The sequence below is a fragment of the Xanthomonas sp. 1678 genome, from assembly GCF_031455575.1.
Classification (GTDB): Bacteria; Pseudomonadota; Gammaproteobacteria; order Xanthomonadales; family Xanthomonadaceae; genus Xanthomonas_A.
In genome coordinates this window covers 178,827-194,548 of the sequence record NZ_JAVDSZ010000009.1, presented here as the reverse complement: position 1 = coordinate 194,548, position 15,722 = coordinate 178,827, and the positions used below count along the sequence as shown (strand labels likewise).

The 15,722-nt window shown below is 71.0% G+C and carries 10 protein-coding genes; 4 read left to right on the top strand and 6 right to left on the bottom strand.

The annotated features are described in order from the left end of the window. The first annotated feature begins 38 nt into the window (after window positions 1-38). On the top strand, window positions 39-440 hold the full coding sequence (locus J2Y70_RS16675; RefSeq protein ID WP_309919953.1) for a hypothetical protein: 402 nt from the start codon (window positions 39-41) through the stop codon (window positions 438-440). A gap of 97 nt (window positions 441-537) precedes the next feature. Here the strand turns inward: J2Y70_RS16675 and J2Y70_RS16670 are convergent, their stop codons facing one another. Further along, the gene (locus J2Y70_RS16670) at window positions 538-1,365 is read right to left on the bottom strand and encodes an AraC family transcriptional regulator (RefSeq protein WP_309919951.1); all 828 of its coding nucleotides are present in this window, start codon (window positions 1,363-1,365) and stop codon (window positions 538-540) included. Window positions 1,366-1,500: 135 nt separating this feature from the next. On the opposite strand from J2Y70_RS16670, the gene J2Y70_RS16665 reads away from it, so the two are divergent. After that, a complete protein-coding gene (locus J2Y70_RS16665) occupies window positions 1,501-2,454 on the top strand; it encodes an alpha/beta hydrolase (RefSeq protein WP_309919949.1) in 954 nt (317 codons plus the stop codon). A 227-nt stretch (window positions 2,455-2,681) separates the two neighbouring features. On the opposite strand, the gene J2Y70_RS16660 is transcribed toward J2Y70_RS16665, so the two are convergent. After that, a complete protein-coding gene (locus J2Y70_RS16660; protein ID WP_309919947.1) occupies window positions 2,682-3,248 on the bottom strand; it encodes a helix-turn-helix domain-containing protein in 567 nt (188 codons plus the stop codon). 90 nt (window positions 3,249-3,338) lie between these two features. Between J2Y70_RS16660 and J2Y70_RS16655 the strand changes: the two genes are divergently transcribed. Beyond that, on the top strand, window positions 3,339-4,082 hold the full coding sequence (locus J2Y70_RS16655) for a glucose 1-dehydrogenase (protein WP_309919945.1): 744 nt from the start codon (window positions 3,339-3,341) through the stop codon (window positions 4,080-4,082). Between the two features lie 257 nt (window positions 4,083-4,339). Continuing rightward, the gene (locus J2Y70_RS16650) at window positions 4,340-4,672 is read left to right on the top strand and encodes a hypothetical protein (protein WP_309919943.1); all 333 of its coding nucleotides are present in this window, start codon (window positions 4,340-4,342) and stop codon (window positions 4,670-4,672) included. 309 nt (window positions 4,673-4,981) lie between these two features. Here the strand turns inward: J2Y70_RS16650 and J2Y70_RS16645 are convergent, their stop codons facing one another. The 4 genes from J2Y70_RS16645 to recC form a co-directional block, all read right to left on the bottom strand. Then, window positions 4,982-5,860: a hypothetical protein gene (locus J2Y70_RS16645; RefSeq protein WP_309919941.1), complete on the bottom strand. Its 879-nt coding sequence runs from the start codon at window positions 5,858-5,860 to the stop codon at window positions 4,982-4,984. 220 nt (window positions 5,861-6,080) lie between these two features. Next, on the bottom strand, window positions 6,081-8,078 hold the full coding sequence (recD, locus tag J2Y70_RS16640) for an exodeoxyribonuclease V subunit alpha (protein ID WP_309919939.1): 1,998 nt from the start codon (window positions 8,076-8,078) through the stop codon (window positions 6,081-6,083). A 367-nt stretch (window positions 8,079-8,445) separates the two neighbouring features. Then, complete coding sequence (recB, locus tag J2Y70_RS16635) at window positions 8,446-12,297, bottom strand: exodeoxyribonuclease V subunit beta (RefSeq protein ID WP_309919937.1); 3,852 nt, start codon at window positions 12,295-12,297, stop codon at window positions 8,446-8,448. After that, the gene (recC, locus tag J2Y70_RS16630; protein ID WP_309919935.1) at window positions 12,294-15,707 is read right to left on the bottom strand and encodes an exodeoxyribonuclease V subunit gamma; all 3,414 of its coding nucleotides are present in this window, start codon (window positions 15,705-15,707) and stop codon (window positions 12,294-12,296) included. Before recC ends, recB begins: the two co-directional genes overlap by 4 nt. Window positions 15,708-15,722: the final 15 nt, after the last annotated feature.

The following is a 15,722-nucleotide window of genomic DNA, read 5'->3' as shown; positions in this document are numbered from 1 at the left end:
ACACGTTCCCGCCCTTCCTCGCCGGCGTAGTCAACGAAGTGGCCTACGCGCGCTGGTTGAACCGCAAGGCGATGGCTCACGTGCGGCGTGACCGGTTGCGCGGCCGCGCCTGCACCCGCGTGGCGTACAAGGACGCCATCCATGCCGCCGTGTTGGTCAGCGGCGGCAAGGACCACTACACCGGCGAGCCGTTGGACTGGTCGCGGATCAGCACCTACACGAACGGCGACTCGCAGACGGGCCGGCACGCCTACAAGCTGGGCTTCGCGCTGCTGCCCACCGTCGACCATGTATCCGCCTCGGCGACGGAGGCCAGTTTCAAGATCTGCGCGTGGCGCACCAACGATGCGAAGAACGACCTGTCGGTGCCGGATTTCGTGGCGCTGTGCCGACGCGTGCTGGAGCATCACGGCTACGCGGTGACGCCGCCGGCCAGCTGACGCGGCGCGAGGAGCCCTTCCGCACGAACGTCGGTCGATCGACCGCTGAGCGGCGGCAAGGCTGGGACCCGCGCGGTTCTTGCGCGCCGATAGATCGTCAACCCACCGCCTGCGCGCGCCTCCAGTCGCGCGGCGTCTGGCCCACGTGCGCCTTGAACGCGCGCGACAGCGCCGCTTCGCTGCCGTAGCCCACGTCGGCAGCCACCACCTTCAGTGGACGGTCCTGGCGCAGCGCCTGCTGCGCCAGGCTGACCCGCCAGCCCTGCAGGTACTGCCCGGGCGTGATGCCCACCGTGTCACGGAACGCGCCGGCGAACACGCTGCGCGACATGCCCGCGGCGGCGGCCAGGTCGTCCAGCGTCCACTCCTGCGCCGGCGATTCGTGCATGGCGACCAGGGCGTGGCGCAGCCGCGGATGCGCCATCCCCGCCAGCATGCCGCCGCGCACCTCGCCACGCTCCATCAGCTGGCGCAGGATCAGGATGATCAACGCTTCGAACAAGCGGTTGATCAGCGCGTGGCGCCCGCAGCGCTGCGCGAACGCTTCGTCGAACAGCAGATCCAGCACGGGTGAGCCGCCGTCGATCGCGTGCAGCGGCAGGCAGATGAACTCCGGCAGCGATGCGGCGATCGGATTGCCCGCGCCGCCCTCGAAGCGCACGTTGGCGCAGGCCATGTCCGCGCCGCGCACCGGATCGGTGACGAAGCGGTGCGGCATCGGCCGCGGATACAGCAGCAGGCTGGGCACCTCCACGCGGTGCGACGCGCTGCCATGGAACACCTCGACCGCGCCCTCTTTCACAAGGTGCAGTTGGCCCGGGCCGTCGTCGGCCTCCAGCAGGTTGACCCCGCACAGGGGGCCGGCATGGAACATCTGGGCGGTCACGGAGAAGCGCTCCAGCAACACGGCGAGCCGGTCGGTCATCGGGACTCTCGGTCAAGTTTTCAGGACGATACGTGGCCAATCGTATCGCCCCGGCGCGCAAAGTACACCTCGCCAGCCCGGCACGGCCCACCCGCCGCCCACCTTCCTCTTCCTTCCACCCAAGGATTCCAAGCCATGAACGCTCTCACCCGCTCCGTCGCCGTCGCGCTCTTCGCCCTCACCGCCCAGGCCGGCTTCGCCGCGCAGGCCGCTCAACCCCAGCAGAACGCCACCGTCCAGCGCGCCGCCATCGTGAGCGGCAGCTACGTCACCACCCCGGACGGCGTGCAGCTGTACTACAAGGACTGGGGCCCGAAGGACGGCCCGGTGGTCACCTTCAGCCACGGCTGGCCGCTGAACTCGGACAGCTGGGAATCGCAGATGCTGTTCCTGGCCTCCAAGGGCTACCGCGTGGTCGCCCACGACCGCCGCGGCCACGGCCGCTCCAGCCAACCGTGGGACGGCAACGACATGGACCACTATGCCGACGATCTGTCTGCAGTGATCGAAGCGCTGGATCTGAAGGACGTCACCCTGGTCGGGTTCTCCACCGGCGGCGGCGAAGTGGCGCGCTACATCGGCCGCCATGGCACCGGCCGGGTCAAGAAGGCGGTGCTGGTCAGCGCCGTGCCGCCGATGATGCTGAAGACCGCCGACAACCCGGGCGGCCTGCCGATCGCCGTGTTCGATGGCCTGCGCAAGGGCTCGCTGGACAACCGCGCGCAGCTGTACATGGACATCGCCTCCGGCCCGTTCTTCAACTTCAACCGCCCCGGCCACACGCCGAACCCGGCGCTGATCCAATCGTTCGTGGCGCAGGGCCTGCAGGCCGGCCACAAGAATACGTACGACTCCATCGCCGCGTTCTCCGCCACCGACTTCCGCGCCGACCTGAAGAAGTTCGACGTGCCGACGCTGGTGATCCACGGCGACGACGACCAGATCGTGCCGCTCGACAGCTCGGGCAAGGCCTCGGCCGCGCTGATCAAGGGCGCCAAGCTCATCGTCTACCAAGGTGCGCCGCATGGCCTGGCGGACACGCACAAGGACCGCCTCAACCAGGACTTGCTGGATTTCCTGAGCAAGTGATCGTTGCATGGCAACGGGCCCGGGCAGTCGATGCCCGGGCTCGTTGCTTTTTGGCGATCAGTGGAAGATCCCCGCATCCGGCCAGCATCATCGGCCGCTTTTCTGCCAGCTCATCCAGCGAATGATCCTGCTGCAGATCTTCGCGCACGTAATCCAGCAAACTGCTCAGCAACGCGTCCTGCAACTGGCATCCCACCTGATGCCGACCCGGTGCCCGCGACGCCGCCCTAAGCGTGCGGCGTGCGCGAGCCGATGCCCTCGATAAACAACCCGATCAGGTGCGCGATGCGCGTCTTCGGCGAGCCGAGCTGCTCGGTGGCCAGCGAGGTGGCGGTGGCCACCACGACGAGGTCGTCGAAGCTGACGTCGCGGCGGACGACGCCGGATTTCTGCGCGAGCCGCAACAGCCGGCGCCCCTCCTTGCTGATGGCGTCGCACCCCGGGGTGCCGCTCTGCAGCATCGCGCCGAGCGAGGCGGCGAGCCCGCGATAGACGCTGGTGTGCACCACCAAGTCCTCGAGATATGCGCGTAGCGCGGCCAACGGATCGAGCGTACTGGCGCGCGCGTGGCTGACCGCGGCCAGCGACAGGAAGTGCTCGCTGTAGGCGGCCGCGAACAGCGACTCGCGCGTGGGGAAGCGCCGATAGAGCGTGCCGATGCCGACGCCGGCGCGCTTTGCGACGTCTTCCATCGACGCCTCGGCGCCGCGCTCCAGGAACACCGCTTCGGCCGCGGCGAGCAGGCGCTCGCGGTTGCGCTGGGCATCGGCGCGCAGGGGGGTGTCGGTGGTCAACGTGGGCTCGTTCGGATGGCTTGTGGAAACGGAGGCTACCTCCATATACTAAGTGGAGCAATCCTCCACTTATACAGAAAGGAACGATTTATGAGCAGTCGATTCGAGGGCAAGGTTGTGGCGATCACGGGCGGCACCGACGGCATCGGGCTGGCGACGGCGAAGGCCTTCGCCGCGGAAGGCGCGCAGGTCTACGTCACGGGACGGCGCCAGGACCGGCTGGATGCCGCCCTGGCGGAGATCGGCCACGGCGCGTTGGGCGTGCAGGGCGACGTGGGCGTGCCGGAGGACCTGGACCGGCTGTACGCGCGCATCCGGCAGGACCATGGCCGGCTGGACGTGGTCTTCGCCAACGCGGGCGTGTCCGAGTCCGCGGCGCTGGGCGAGATCGACGAAGCGCACCTGGACCGCCTGCTCACGATCAACCTCAAGGGCACGGTGTTTACGGTGCAGCAGGCGCTGCCGCTGATGACGGCCGGCGGTGCGGTGATCCTGGCCGGCTCCGCGGCGGGCAGCATGGGCATTGGCGGGCTGTCCGTGTACAGCGCGACGAAGGCGGCCATCCGCGCCCTGGCGCGCACCTGGACGACCGACCTGAAACCCCGCGGCATCCGGGTGAACGTGGTCTCGGCCGGCATGGTCCACACGCCCTCCATGCAGAGCTACCTGGAGCGCAATGCAGGCGCGGAGGACGCGTTGACGCAGATGATCCCGTTCGGCCGCCTGGGCACCCCGGAGGAGATCGCCGCGCCGGTGCTGTTCCTGGCCTCGGACGCGGCGAGTTTCGTCGCCGGGCACGAACTGTTCGTCGATGGCGGGGTCATGGCCGTCTAGCTTGCTGCGTCGGCGGCAGGTCCACCGTTCCAGGCTCGTCGGTCATCCGCACGTGCAGCGGCAGCGGAACTCGAGCGTGTGGCGAACGCTGGGCGAGTCCGGGATGGTGCCGAGCGGGCGGTGCATGGTACTGGCGGCGTCGGGCAGCGCGTTGCAACGCTGGTCCGGCGCCGCTGGCGACGCAGCCCCGCCCTCTTGACCTCCCATACATCCAGGCTTCCTCATCCTCGCCGTGACTTTCACACCGGAGCGCCGAGATGACGAAATGGATGGGTGCCGCGCTGGCCGCGGCGATGCTGATGACCGCCTGCGCCAAGGTGGAGGGCGAGAAGTTCGTCGGCCACTGGGTCAACGTGCAGTCGCAGGACGACGTGATGGAGATCGAGCGCAACGGGGAGTCCTTCATGGTGCGCAACACCACGCCGCGGTTCTTCAGCCGCAAGCCGAAGACCGAGAACTACCCGGCCATCTACAAGGATGGCGTGCTGCAGGTCTCCAACGACGGCGAAACGGTGAACTTCGCCATCGACCACGCCAATGGCCACCTCAGCACCGGCAGCGACGAGTACCAGCGCGTTCCGGCCAAGTGAGCGGTCGCCGGGATACATGCTCTCGAACGTAACGCGTGCGCCGCTGCTGTTTCGGGCAGCTGCGCACGACCAAGAAGTTGTGCCATGTTGTTTGCAACATGGCCCTCGCCTCTTGGTTTCTCGAAACCTACTCGAGGTTCTTGGTGCCCGGCCGCCACCAGCGCGCCAACCAGCCAGGCGCGCCCATGCCGCCGAATGACGTTCCGCTGGAGTGGTCGTCCGGAAAGCTATGCCGACGCTACGCAAGCCGACCCGGCCATCGGCTTCCCGGGCAGATGCGCTCGAGCATGTGGCAACAACGAGGCCGTCTCAAGGACCGGGGATGCGCGTCCAGTGCGCTCCATCGAACGCTGCAAGGTGCCGTTCGCCGGATGACCACAGGCACTGCGCATTCGCGTCCAGGTACCTGAAGGTCTGATCGCCGGGAAGTCCTGTCTCGACCCTCTCCAGCTTGTCGCCTTGTAGCGTGTAGAGCGCATTGGTGGTTGAAAGCCAGAGTCGATCGCCGAACCAGGCCATGTCCCAGAATGTCTCTTCGGTGAGCTCGTGCTCGATGCGCTCCCAGCGGTCGGCACGGCCTCGCATGACGATGCCCGACTGGCCCGAGATGTAGACGGCTCCATCGGATGCGCACAGCACGTTTTCCAGGATGCTGTCGGTCGGGCTTTCGCGTTGCTGCCAGACACCATGTCGGCAACACCAGATCTCGCCCTGGTGGCCGACGGCATAGATTTCGTCTTCGTCGAAGCCGTCGATGGATTCGAAGCCATTGAGCCGATCGGCGGCCGGATCTTCGACCACTCCTTCATCGCAGCGCTGCCAAGCCCTGTCCTTACGCACATAGACCTGGCGGCCGAAGCCTGTGGCATAGACGCTGCCACCGATGGGGCGGATGTCGCGCAGCAGGCCGTGCTTGCTGGGTTTCTCCTCGCCCGTCTCCTCGTAGGCCTGCCCGTCGGGCGCAGCGCGATGAACGCTGCCATCGGCGCATAGCGTCAGAATTTCGGGAGCAGCGCCGCGAACCGCGCATATGCCGGCGGAAATCGCTCGAACGTAGAAGTTGTCCCATTTTCCGGTCCATCGAAAGACTCGGGTGCCGGGCTCGCGCTTGGAGTAGGCGAGCACATAGACGCGGCTCTCATCGAAGACTGCCACTCGGCTCAACGTCCAATCCAATGTTTGCGTCATTTCGTCCCTGTTTCAGTTGAATTGCCAAGCACTGGTGGCGATCTCTGGGATCAACGTGGGCCAGTGCGTTGCGATTGTCTTGAAGATTGGGGCGTGTGTCCTCACCCGGATCTGCCCCTGACATCTATGCGATAGGCGCTCAACTGCGCTTCCAGACACCAAACGATGAAGTGCGCCGCAGTGTCTTGGCCGGCATCGCGCCAGTCGCCTCCCCGCACGTTTAGAACAACGTGCCCTGCGTGGGCGTCGTGGGTGCCAGGGATGCCTCAACGGCGACCGGCACGTCTGCTTCACCCAACCGCCACGCCAACCCCGAGATCCGCGCCGCATGTCGCGCCAGCGCGGCGCGCAGCACGGCTTCGCTGGCAGCCAGGTGCAGGGTCTGCCGGGCGCGGGTGATGCCGGTGTAGACCAGTTCGCGGCTGAGCACGCGCACGTCGCGCGTCGGCAGCTGCAGCCACACTTCCTCGAACTCGCTGCCTTGCGCCTTGTGCACGGTCATCGCGAAGGCGCTTTCGTGCGCGGGCAACGCGGCGGGGTGGAAACCGCGGACCTGGCCGTCGCCCTCGCCTTCGAACCAGGCTACCAGGGCGCCCTGCGCGTCCCTGAGGCAGATGCCGACGTCGCCGTTGAACAGGCCATGGCGGTAGCTGTTCTCGGTGATCAGCAGCAGCCGGCCATGGAACCAGGGCGAGGCGGCGCCGAGGCGGCGGGCACCGGCACCGCTGTCGGCCAGCAACTGTTCGATGCGGGCGTTGAGGCCGCGCGCGCCTTGCGGGCCGGCACGCACGGCGCTGAGCAGGCGCAGGCGCGCGGCGTCGCGCAGGGCATGGGCGGGATCGGCGGCGTCGGCCAGGGCGCGCCAGTGCGCGAGCAGGGCATCGCGGCGGGCGGCGAGCGGGTCTTCGCTGTCTTCGTGGAAGTGCACGCCGGCCAGGGCGCCGCTGCGTAGCAGGGCCAGGGCGGTGTCGGCGTCGCCGGCGCGCACGGCGTCGGCCAGCGGCGCCAGTGCGAAACCCTGCGCCTGGCGGTAGCCGCGCAGCAGGTGCACGCGATGCCCGGACAGGCCGCCGCCGCGGGTATCGGCGTGGGTGTGGCCCAGCAGCGGCTGCAGCGCTTGCGCGTCGTCCGGCTGCAGGGCGTCGCCGGGACCGGCGGCCTGCAGGATGGCGGCGAGGACGTCGCCGGCTTCGACCGAGGGCAACTGGTCGGCGTCGCCGAGCAGGATCAGTTGGGTGCCGTCGGCGACGGCTTCGACCAGCTTGCACATCAGCGGCAAATCGACCATCGAGGCTTCGTCGACCACGATCAGGTCGAACGGCAGCGGGTTATCGGCGTCATGGCGGAAGCGCGGCAGGTCGGGGATCACGCCGAGCAGGCGGTGCAGGGTGCTGGCGCCGGCCGGCAGTGCGGCGGCCAGGGTCGGCTCGATGCCGCTTTCGATGGCGCGCGCCACGGCGGTGCGCAGGCTCTCGGCCATGCGTTCGGCGGCGCGGCCGGTGGGCGCGGCCAGGGCGATGCGCGGGGCAGCGCTGTCCGTGGCCTGCGCCTGGGCGATGCGCAGCAGCAGCAGGCGGGCGATGGTGGTGGTCTTGCCGGTGCCGGGGCCACCGGTGACCAGCAGCAGGGTGCGGCGCAGGGCGAGTGCGGCGGCCTGGGCTTGGCGGTCGGTGGGGTGGTCGGAGGCGGACGTGCCCTTACTCCCGCTTCGGGCACCCTCTTTCCCTCGGGGACTTCCTTCGGTCGCCGATGGGAGCGGGAACAGCTGCGCGAACAGCGGGGCGAGCGCGGCGACGTCGAAGGCCGGCAGCGGGTGCGCGGCGATGCGGCGCAGGCCCTGCGCCAGGCGACGCTCGTATTCGCGGTAGCGGCGCAGGTAGAGCAGGCCGTGTTCCAGCACCAGCGGGCAGTCGGCAGCCGATGGGTCCTCCTGCGCGGGCTGGGCGATCCAGCGCGAGGCGGACAGGGCGCGTTGCCAGTCGGTCGGGTCCGGGAGTTGCGGCGGCGGGCCGTCGCGCGGGTCGAGCAGGACGCTGGCGCGGGCCGGGTCGAGGCCGGCGTGGCCACTGGCGACGGCAAGCGAGGCCAGGGCGGCGGCGGACAGGACCAGGTCGGGGGTGTCCGGGGCCAGGCGGCTCAGGGTTTGGGCGAAGGCGTGATCGAGCGTGCGGAGGGTGCCGCTGCGGTGGAGGGCGCTTAGGAGGTTGGGTTGGTTCACGGGGTGGGCGCTCCGTGGGCGGACGTACCCTCACCCCAACCCCTCTCCCGGGGGGAGAGGGGCTCCAAAGCGGCGCCAGCGGACAGGGCGTCGGCGGCTTCGAGGAGCGTGGGGTCGAAGGCGTCATCCAGGGTATTTAGCGCGCCGCTGCTGTGGAGGGCGGTCAGGAGGTTGGGTTGGTTCACGGGGTGGGGGGCTCCGTGGGCGGACGTACCCTCACCCCAACCCCTCTCCCAGGGGGAGAGGGGCTCCAAAGCGGCGCCGGCGGACAGGGCGTCGGCGGCTTCGAGGAGCGTGGGGTCGAAGGCGTCATCCAGGGTGCTTAGCGCGCCGCTGCTGTGGAGGGCGGCCAGGAGGTTGGGTTGGTTCACGGGGTGGGCGCTCCGTGGGCGGACGTACCCTCACCCCAACCCCTCTCCCGGAGGGAGAGGGGCTCTAAAGCGGCGCCCGCAAATAGGGCGTCGACGGACTCGACCAGGTCGGGGTCGAAGCGCCAGGCGTGCACGCCCGGCGATGGGTCGCGCGTGGCGTCCAGGCCGCGGCAGAATAGGTAGCGCACGCCGCCGAAGTCGCGGGCGTAGTCGTAGGCTTCGTCCAGGCGGAAGCGCAGCCAGCGGTGCAGCGCGACGGTGTAGATCAGCGCCTGCAGTTCGTATTCGCTGTGCGCCATCGCCCGTGCCAATGCGTCGGCGTCGTAGCTGGGCAGGCGGTTGGACTTGTAGTCGAGCACGTACCAGCGCCCGTCGTGCTGGTAGGTGAGGTCGATCAGGCCGGTCATCAGGCCTTCCAGGCGCTTGCGCGCGCCGAAGGCCTGGCGTTCGCCGACCACGCCGAAGCGGTGCAGCAGCGCCAGCAGCGCGTCGACACGGGTGGGCCGCATCGCGAAGTGGAATTCCATTTCGTTGCGGCGTTGCGGTTCGGGCACCGCGGCCAGGTGGGTGCCTTCGGGCAGCGCGACGGTGAGGGTGTTGCCGACCAGGGCGGTGAGCATGGCCGCGCCGTCGTCCAGTTCGTCCTGGGCGTAGCCGCCGCGTTGCAGCGCTTCGACGATGGCCGCGGTCTGCCCGTCCGGTGCCGGCTGGCCGGGACTCCAATCGCGCCAGGCGGCGAAGTCGCAGCGTTCGAACACGTCGTGCATCGCCACGCCGAAGCGGTTGCCGGCGAAGCGGCGATCGAAGGCTTCGACGTCCAGCGTGGTCGCAACGGCCTCGCTGGTGGACGGTTCGTCAGTGCCGCCGCTGCCGACGACGGTGGCGCTGGCCATCGGGTCGGCGGCGACGCCGGCATCGGCGTTGGCCAGCTGGGTGAAGCTGTACACCCACCAGTCCGGGGCGATGTGCCGCTGCGGCACGCGCGCCGGCGGCACCTGGATCTCGGCGGCAGGCGGCAGGCGCGGCACGTTGATCGGCGGCGGCGTGGTGTCGATGGCGATCGCGCCTGTGCCGGCGGCGGCCTGCAACGCATCCAGGTCAGCGACCATCGCCGCCAGCGCGGTGCGCTCGTGCTGGTGGAACGGGCCGGTGGCGATCCACAGCGCGTGCTCGGCGCGGGTCAGGCCGACGTAGAGCAGGCGCGCGTCCTCGGCGCGCTGTTCCTGCCTCCACGCCGCCTCGGCCGTGCTCCACGCCGGATCGTCGTTGCCGCCGCTCCACTTCGACGTGTTCCAGTGCAGCTGGCGGCCGAGCGGCGGCGCGTGCACGGCGCAATGCCGGCCCGCGCCGCGGTCGCTGCGGCCGATGCCGACGTAGGGCAGGAACACCAACGGATACTCCAGGCCTTTGCTCTTGTGCAGGGTCACGATCTGCACCCGGCGCGCGTCCGATTCCAGGCGCAGTTGCTGGGTCTCGTCGCTGTCGTCGGCATTGGCGATGCGCCGCGCCAGCCAATCGACCAGGCCGTGCGGGCCGAGCGCGCGGGTGTCGGCTTCCTGCAGCAGCTCGGCCAGCTGCAGGTAGTTGGTCAGCCGGCGTTCGCCGTCGAGCAGCGCCAGCAGGCGTTGCGCGTGCGCGGCGCCGAGGTCGCCGATCAGCGCCAGCGGACCACCGCGCTGCCAGCGTTCGCGCCAGTCCAGCGCCTGTTGCTGCCAGCGGCGGTGGCGGTCGCCGTCGTGTTCCAGCGCGGCGATCGCCGCGGCGTCTTCGCCGATCAGCACCGTCGCCAGCGCCGCGCGCAGGCGGCTGTCGTCGCCCGGGTCGAGCAGCGCCTGCAGCAGGGTCAGCAATTCCAGCGCCTGGTCGGTGGCGAACAGGCTCTGCCGGCCGGCGGCCACCGCGGGAATGCCGACCGCGCCAAGCGCCTGCTGGATGCGGGTGGCCTCGCCATGGCTGCGCACCAGCACCGCGATGTCGCCGGCCTGCACCGGACGGCCGCCGACCATGGCGGTGCCGGCGCGGCCGCCGGCGAGCCAGTCGCGGATCGCGGCGACGCAGGCGGCAGTGCACAGCGCGCGTGCGCGGCCGGCGCTCCAGGGTTTGGGCTTTCCTTTGTCCGGCGGCGGCGGCTGCGGCGCGCGCCACAGGGTCAGCGCCGGCGCGGTGGCGCCGTCGCGCTGCAGCTCGGCATCGCTGCGCTTGGTGCCCGGCTGCACCGGGTGGAAGGCGATGCCGTCGGTCAGGAACGCCTGCGCGTGACCGGCCTGCGCGTACAGCGCCTCGATCGCCGCCAGCAGCGCGGGACGCGAGCGGAAATTGTGCCCGAGCGGCGGTGCCGGTTCGGCGGTGGCGGCCGCGGCCAGGTAGGTCTGCACGTCGCCGCCGCGGAAGCCGTAGATGGCCTGCTTGGGATCGCCGATCAGCGCGAGGAAGCGCGCTTGCGCCTGATCGGTCGGTTCGGTGCCGTACTCGCCGGGCGAAACGCTGCGCTCGCCGTTTTCGTTCGCGGACCCGAACACCTTGGAGAAGATCGACCACTGGCGCGCGTCGGTGTCCTGGAATTCGTCCACCAGCGCGATGGCGTACTGCGCACGCAGCCGCTGCGCCAGCGCCTCGCCCTGCGGGCCTTGCAGCGCGCGCGCCACGCCGTCGACCAGGTCGTCGTAGGTCTGCACGCGGCGCTGGCGCTTGAGCAGGGCCAGGCGCGCGCCGGCATCGTCGCGCAGCGCGTGCAGCAGGCGGATGCGGCGCCGGCCGCGCCATTCCTCCACGCGCGCCAGCGCAGCCAGATAGCCGTCGATGGCATGGCTCAGCGGCGAGGCCGGGGTGCGGTCGACGAATTTCTTGTTGGTGCCGGCGGCCAGTTCCGCGGCGGTCAGCTTGATCAGCTTGGGGTGCGGCGGCAGGCCCTGTGCGGGCGCGGCGGCGAACCCGTCGAACCAATGCCACAGCGCGGCCAGCCAGTCGGGCTTGTAGCTGACCTTACTCAGCACGCCGCCGTCGATCGCGGCCATGATCGCGTCGAAGAAGGCGATGCCATGCGCCTGGAACGCCGCGGCCAGTGCGCTGCCCGCCGCTTGCGCCGCCTGCAGCAACGCGGCGGGATCGTCGGCGGTGGTGGCGACCGCCGGCAGCAGCTGCGGATGCCGCACCAGTTCGCGCAGGTCGCTGGCCAATGCCTCGGGACCGCCCGGCCACAGCGCGACCAGGTCCTCGGCCATCGCCGCGTCTGCGGCGCGCTGGCGCCACAGGTCGGCGGCGACTTCGGCCAGCAGCTCGCGGTCGTTGGCCAGCAGTTCCGGCGCGGCGAAGGCCTGGCCGCTCTCCAGCGCGTGCTCGCGCAGCACGCGGGCGCAGAAGCCGTGGATGGTGAAGATCGCGGCGAGGTCGATTTCCTCCACCGCCTGCTGCAGGCGGCGGCGCAGGGCGGTGGGGGTTTCGTCGCTGGCGGCCAGATGCGCGGCGAGGATAGCGCGGGTGAGGATGGCGTCGGGCGCTTCCTGTAGGAGCGGCTTCAGCCGCGACTGGTCGTCGGCGATCTCGGTCGGCGGCAGGTCGCTCGAGATATCTGTCGCGGCTGAAGCCGCTCCTACAGGGAGCGCTGGGGCGTCGGGCACCAGCGTCGCCGCGAGCGCCAGGCGCTCGCGAATGCGCCGGCGCAGTTCCTGGGTGGCGGCCTCGGTGAAGGTGACGGCGAGGATCTGGCCGACGCGCAAGCGGCGCTCGACCACCAGCCGGGTGAACAGCGTGGCCAGGGTGAAGGTCTTGCCGGTGCCGGCGCTGGCCTCGATCAGGCGCACGCCGTGCAGCGGCAGGGTCAGGTACGGATCGGCGAGGGGGCCACTCATTCGGCGTCCTCCTGCGCGCCGCGCCACTGCCGCCAGCTCTCCGCCAGCCGCGCCGGATCCAGCGCGCCGCCGGCGTCGCCGCGTTCGAGCAGCGCATACAGCCGGTGGCTGGTGGCGGCGAATTCGGCGAAGCGCTGCGCATCGGCGAACGGGTCGCGGCCGCGATGCACCAAGCGCAGTTCCGGACTCGTCGCTTCGCTCCAGCCGAAGCTGGCCTGCCACTGCGCGGCGGCGTCCTTGATCGCCTTGTCGAGGTCGTCGTTGCGCGCGGCCTGGTGGTATTTCCAGCTGCTGTACGGGGCGAACGCCAGCGGCGCCTGCAGGCCCTGCCGGTACAGCCGCAGCAGCTCGGCCAGCGCCGCCTGCGCCTGTGCCTGCGACAGCGGTTCGGCCGCGTTGGCGTCCATCGGATGCGGGCCGAGGCTGTCGTCGTCTTCGAAGAAGCGCACGTAGTCGGCGCGCTCGCCGGCGGCGCGCAGCAGCAGCCACTCCAGGCCGTGACGGATCGCCGCGCGGCCGCTGACCGCGCCGACCTGCACCCGGCCCACGCCGTTGGCGTACCAACCGGGCAGGCGGCCGTGCAGGTCGATGTCGTCGATCCGCACCTGCAGCCGCTGCGAGCGTGCCGGCGCGTCGCCGCGCCACTGCGCGAACGCTTCAGCGTACGGGCGCAGCTGGCGCAGGCGCTCGTCGAGCAGGCGCCGGCCGAGTGGGCCGGACGGCAGCAGCGCGCGCGCGCGCAGGCGCGCGTACAGGCCCTCGGCTTCGTCGGCGAGCACCGCCTGCAGCACCTGTTGCTGCAGGCCGTACTGGTCCAGCCCGCCGCTCGGCGCCAGCAGCGGCTCCAGGTCGCTGTCCTCGCCGGCCGGATCGGGCAGGCGCATGCCCAGCCGATGGCGCAGGAACTGCCCGGCCGGATCGGCGAACAGCCGGCGCAGGTCGTCGATCGACACGCTTGCCGGCAGCGCCATGGCGTCCGCCGGCAACGCGCCCGCGACCCATGGCGCCAGCGGCTGGCGCTGCCCGGCCAGGCTGTCCACCGCCGGCCGCCATTGCCGGCGGTAGCTGAAGCGGCGCGGGTCGGCGCCGTCCTCGCCGAGCGCGCCGAACGCGGCGGCGGCGAACGGCTGCAGCGGATGGCGCACCACCAGCGCGTCGATGGCCTTGGGAGCGGCGTGGTACTGCGCGGCGCTGGCCAGCAGTTCGCTGATCAGCACCGACGGCTCGCGCGGCGTGCCGTCGCGCGCATCGGCGCCGAGGTAGCTGAGATAGAACACGTCCTGCGCCGAGGCGAACAGCTGCAGGAACAGGAAGCGGTCGTCCTCGCGGGTGGAGCGGTCGCCGTGGCGGCGGCGCGCGCTGCCCAGGTCGGCGGTAAGGCGGTTGAGCCCGGCGGCCGGGTCGCGGCGCGGGAAGTCGCCATCGTTCATGCCGAGCAGGCAGATCGCGCGGAACGGCAGCAGGCGCATCGGCACCATGCGGCCGAAGCTGATGCCGCCGGTGAGCAGCGGCGCGCGCGTGTCCGATTCGCCCAGCACCGCGGCGAAGTGCGCGCGCACCACCTCGGCCGGCACCTTGCCGGCGTAGTCGGCGCGCGCGGCGTCGCGGGCGAACTGGTCGATCAGCGTGCGCAACCGTTCCAGCGCGCGCTGCGCGCGCGGCGCTGATGGCGCCTGCGGGATCAGCGCGTCGAGCAGGCCGAGCAGGCATTCGCGCCAGTCCGCCGGGCTCATCGGCTCGGCCAGCATGGCCTGGTGGCGGTCCAGCACCCGCAGCAGCCGCAGCAGCGTGTCCAGCGCCAGCAGCGCGCTGCCTTCGAGCTGCGGCCATGGCGCCACGCCAGCGATATCGTCCTCGGCACCGCTGGCGTGGCCGAGCAGCAGCCGGTCCAGCGCAAAACGCCAGGTATAGGCATCGTCGCCGGGCGCCTGGTGCTGGTGCCGGTGCGCCGCGTCCAGTCCCCAGCGCACGCCGGCGGCGTGCAGCCAGCCGCGCAGGCGTTCCAATCCGGTTTCGTCCAGCCCGGCCGCCTCGGCGATCGGCGCGCTGGCCAGCAGGTCGAGGATCTCGTGCAGGCCGAAGCGCGACAGCGGCAGGCCGAGCAGGGTCAGGAACACCTCGGCCAGCGGCTCGCTGGCCAGCGGACTGGCGTCGGCCAGCGCGTAGGGCAGCGCGTCGTCGCTGCCGTGGCCGCCGAACACCGCGTCCAGGTACGGCACGTACGGGTCGATGTCCGGCGACAGCACCGCGATCTCGCGCGGCTGCAGCGGCGGATCGAAGCGGGGGTCGTCGAGCAAGGCGCGCAGCTGATCGTGCAGCACCTGCAGTTCGCGCAGGCGGGTGTGGCAGGCGTGCACCTGCAGGCTCGGATCGGCCAGGTCGACCGCCGGCAACGGCGGCGGCACGGCCGGCGCGCGGCGGTGGAACAGGTCGCTCTGCATGCGCCGCAGCAGGCTGTCGCCGAGGCCGCCGTCGGCCAGCGCGCGCGCGCCGGAGGCCAGCGGGTCGGCGTACACCGCGATCTCGGCCAGCGGATGCACCACTTCGTAGTCGCCGACCAGCGCCATGAAATCGCGCCCGGCCGCACCCCAAGCCTGCAGCAGCGGATTCTCCTGCACCTGCTCGGCGAACAGATCCACCGCCCCGTCCTGGCGGCGGCGCTGCCACAGCGTCTGCAGGTCGCCCCAATAGCCCTGGGTGGGCGTGGGCAGGTAGAAGTGCAGCGTGCCCACGCGCGCCTGAGTGGCGAGCACGCGCAGCACGTCCGGGGAGACGTTGAGGATGGCGAAGGCGAACAGCCGCCGCGGCAGTCCTTGCGGCAACGGGCCGTCGGGGCGCGCGTAGCGGTCCAGGAACTGGCCGATGCGACGCGCGCGGTACTGGCGGCCGCTGGCGATCCTGCGCCACAGCCGCGCCTGCGGGTCGTCCACGTCGGCGCCGCCTTCCCAGCGCAGCAGCCAGTCGCGGCGCCAGGCCTGGTATTTCTCGAACACGTTGCCCAGCTCGCCGGCCAGCGCCCAGGGCTTGAGCGCGTCGCCGTCGGCCAGGTAGCCGGCCAGCGGGGCGAGCGCCGCATCGCTGCCCAGGTCGGCCTGCAGCGCCGCGTACAGCCGCCACTGGGTGGTGGCCATGTCCAGGTCGTCGGCGGCCGGGCCGAGATTGGCCTCCAGCGCGCGCGCGACGAATTCGCCGGGGGTCAGGAATTCCAGGTTCGCGGCGACACCGTGCGCAGCGGCGAGCGTGGACTGCAGCCAGCGGCGCATCGCCACCTGCGGGATCAGCACCACTTCCGGCGTCAGCAGCGGCTGTTCCGGCACCGGCCGGCGCAGCTCCTCGGCGAGCAGGGCGGCCAGGGTATCCAGCGCATTGGACGGATACAGGCGGAAGTCGGGCGCGGAGGTGGCGTGCATGCGTGCGGCATTGTG

Coding starts and splice junctions, on each gene's coding strand:
- J2Y70_RS16670 (WP_309919951.1), bottom strand. CDS start 1,365: ATGACCGACCGGCTCGCCGTGTTGCTGGAGCGCTTCTCCGTGACCGCC.
- J2Y70_RS16665 (WP_309919949.1), top strand. CDS start 1,501: ATGAACGCTCTCACCCGCTCCGTCGCCGTCGCGCTCTTCGCCCTCACC.
- J2Y70_RS16655 (WP_309919945.1), top strand. CDS start 3,339: ATGAGCAGTCGATTCGAGGGCAAGGTTGTGGCGATCACGGGCGGCACC.
- J2Y70_RS16650 (WP_309919943.1), top strand. CDS start 4,340: ATGACGAAATGGATGGGTGCCGCGCTGGCCGCGGCGATGCTGATGACC.
- J2Y70_RS16645 (WP_309919941.1), bottom strand. CDS start 5,860: ATGACGCAAACATTGGATTGGACGTTGAGCCGAGTGGCAGTCTTCGAT.
- recB (WP_309919937.1), bottom strand. CDS start 12,297: ATGAGTGGCCCCCTCGCCGATCCGTACCTGACCCTGCCGCTGCACGGC.
- recC (WP_309919935.1), bottom strand. CDS start 15,707: ATGCACGCCACCTCCGCGCCCGACTTCCGCCTGTATCCGTCCAATGCG.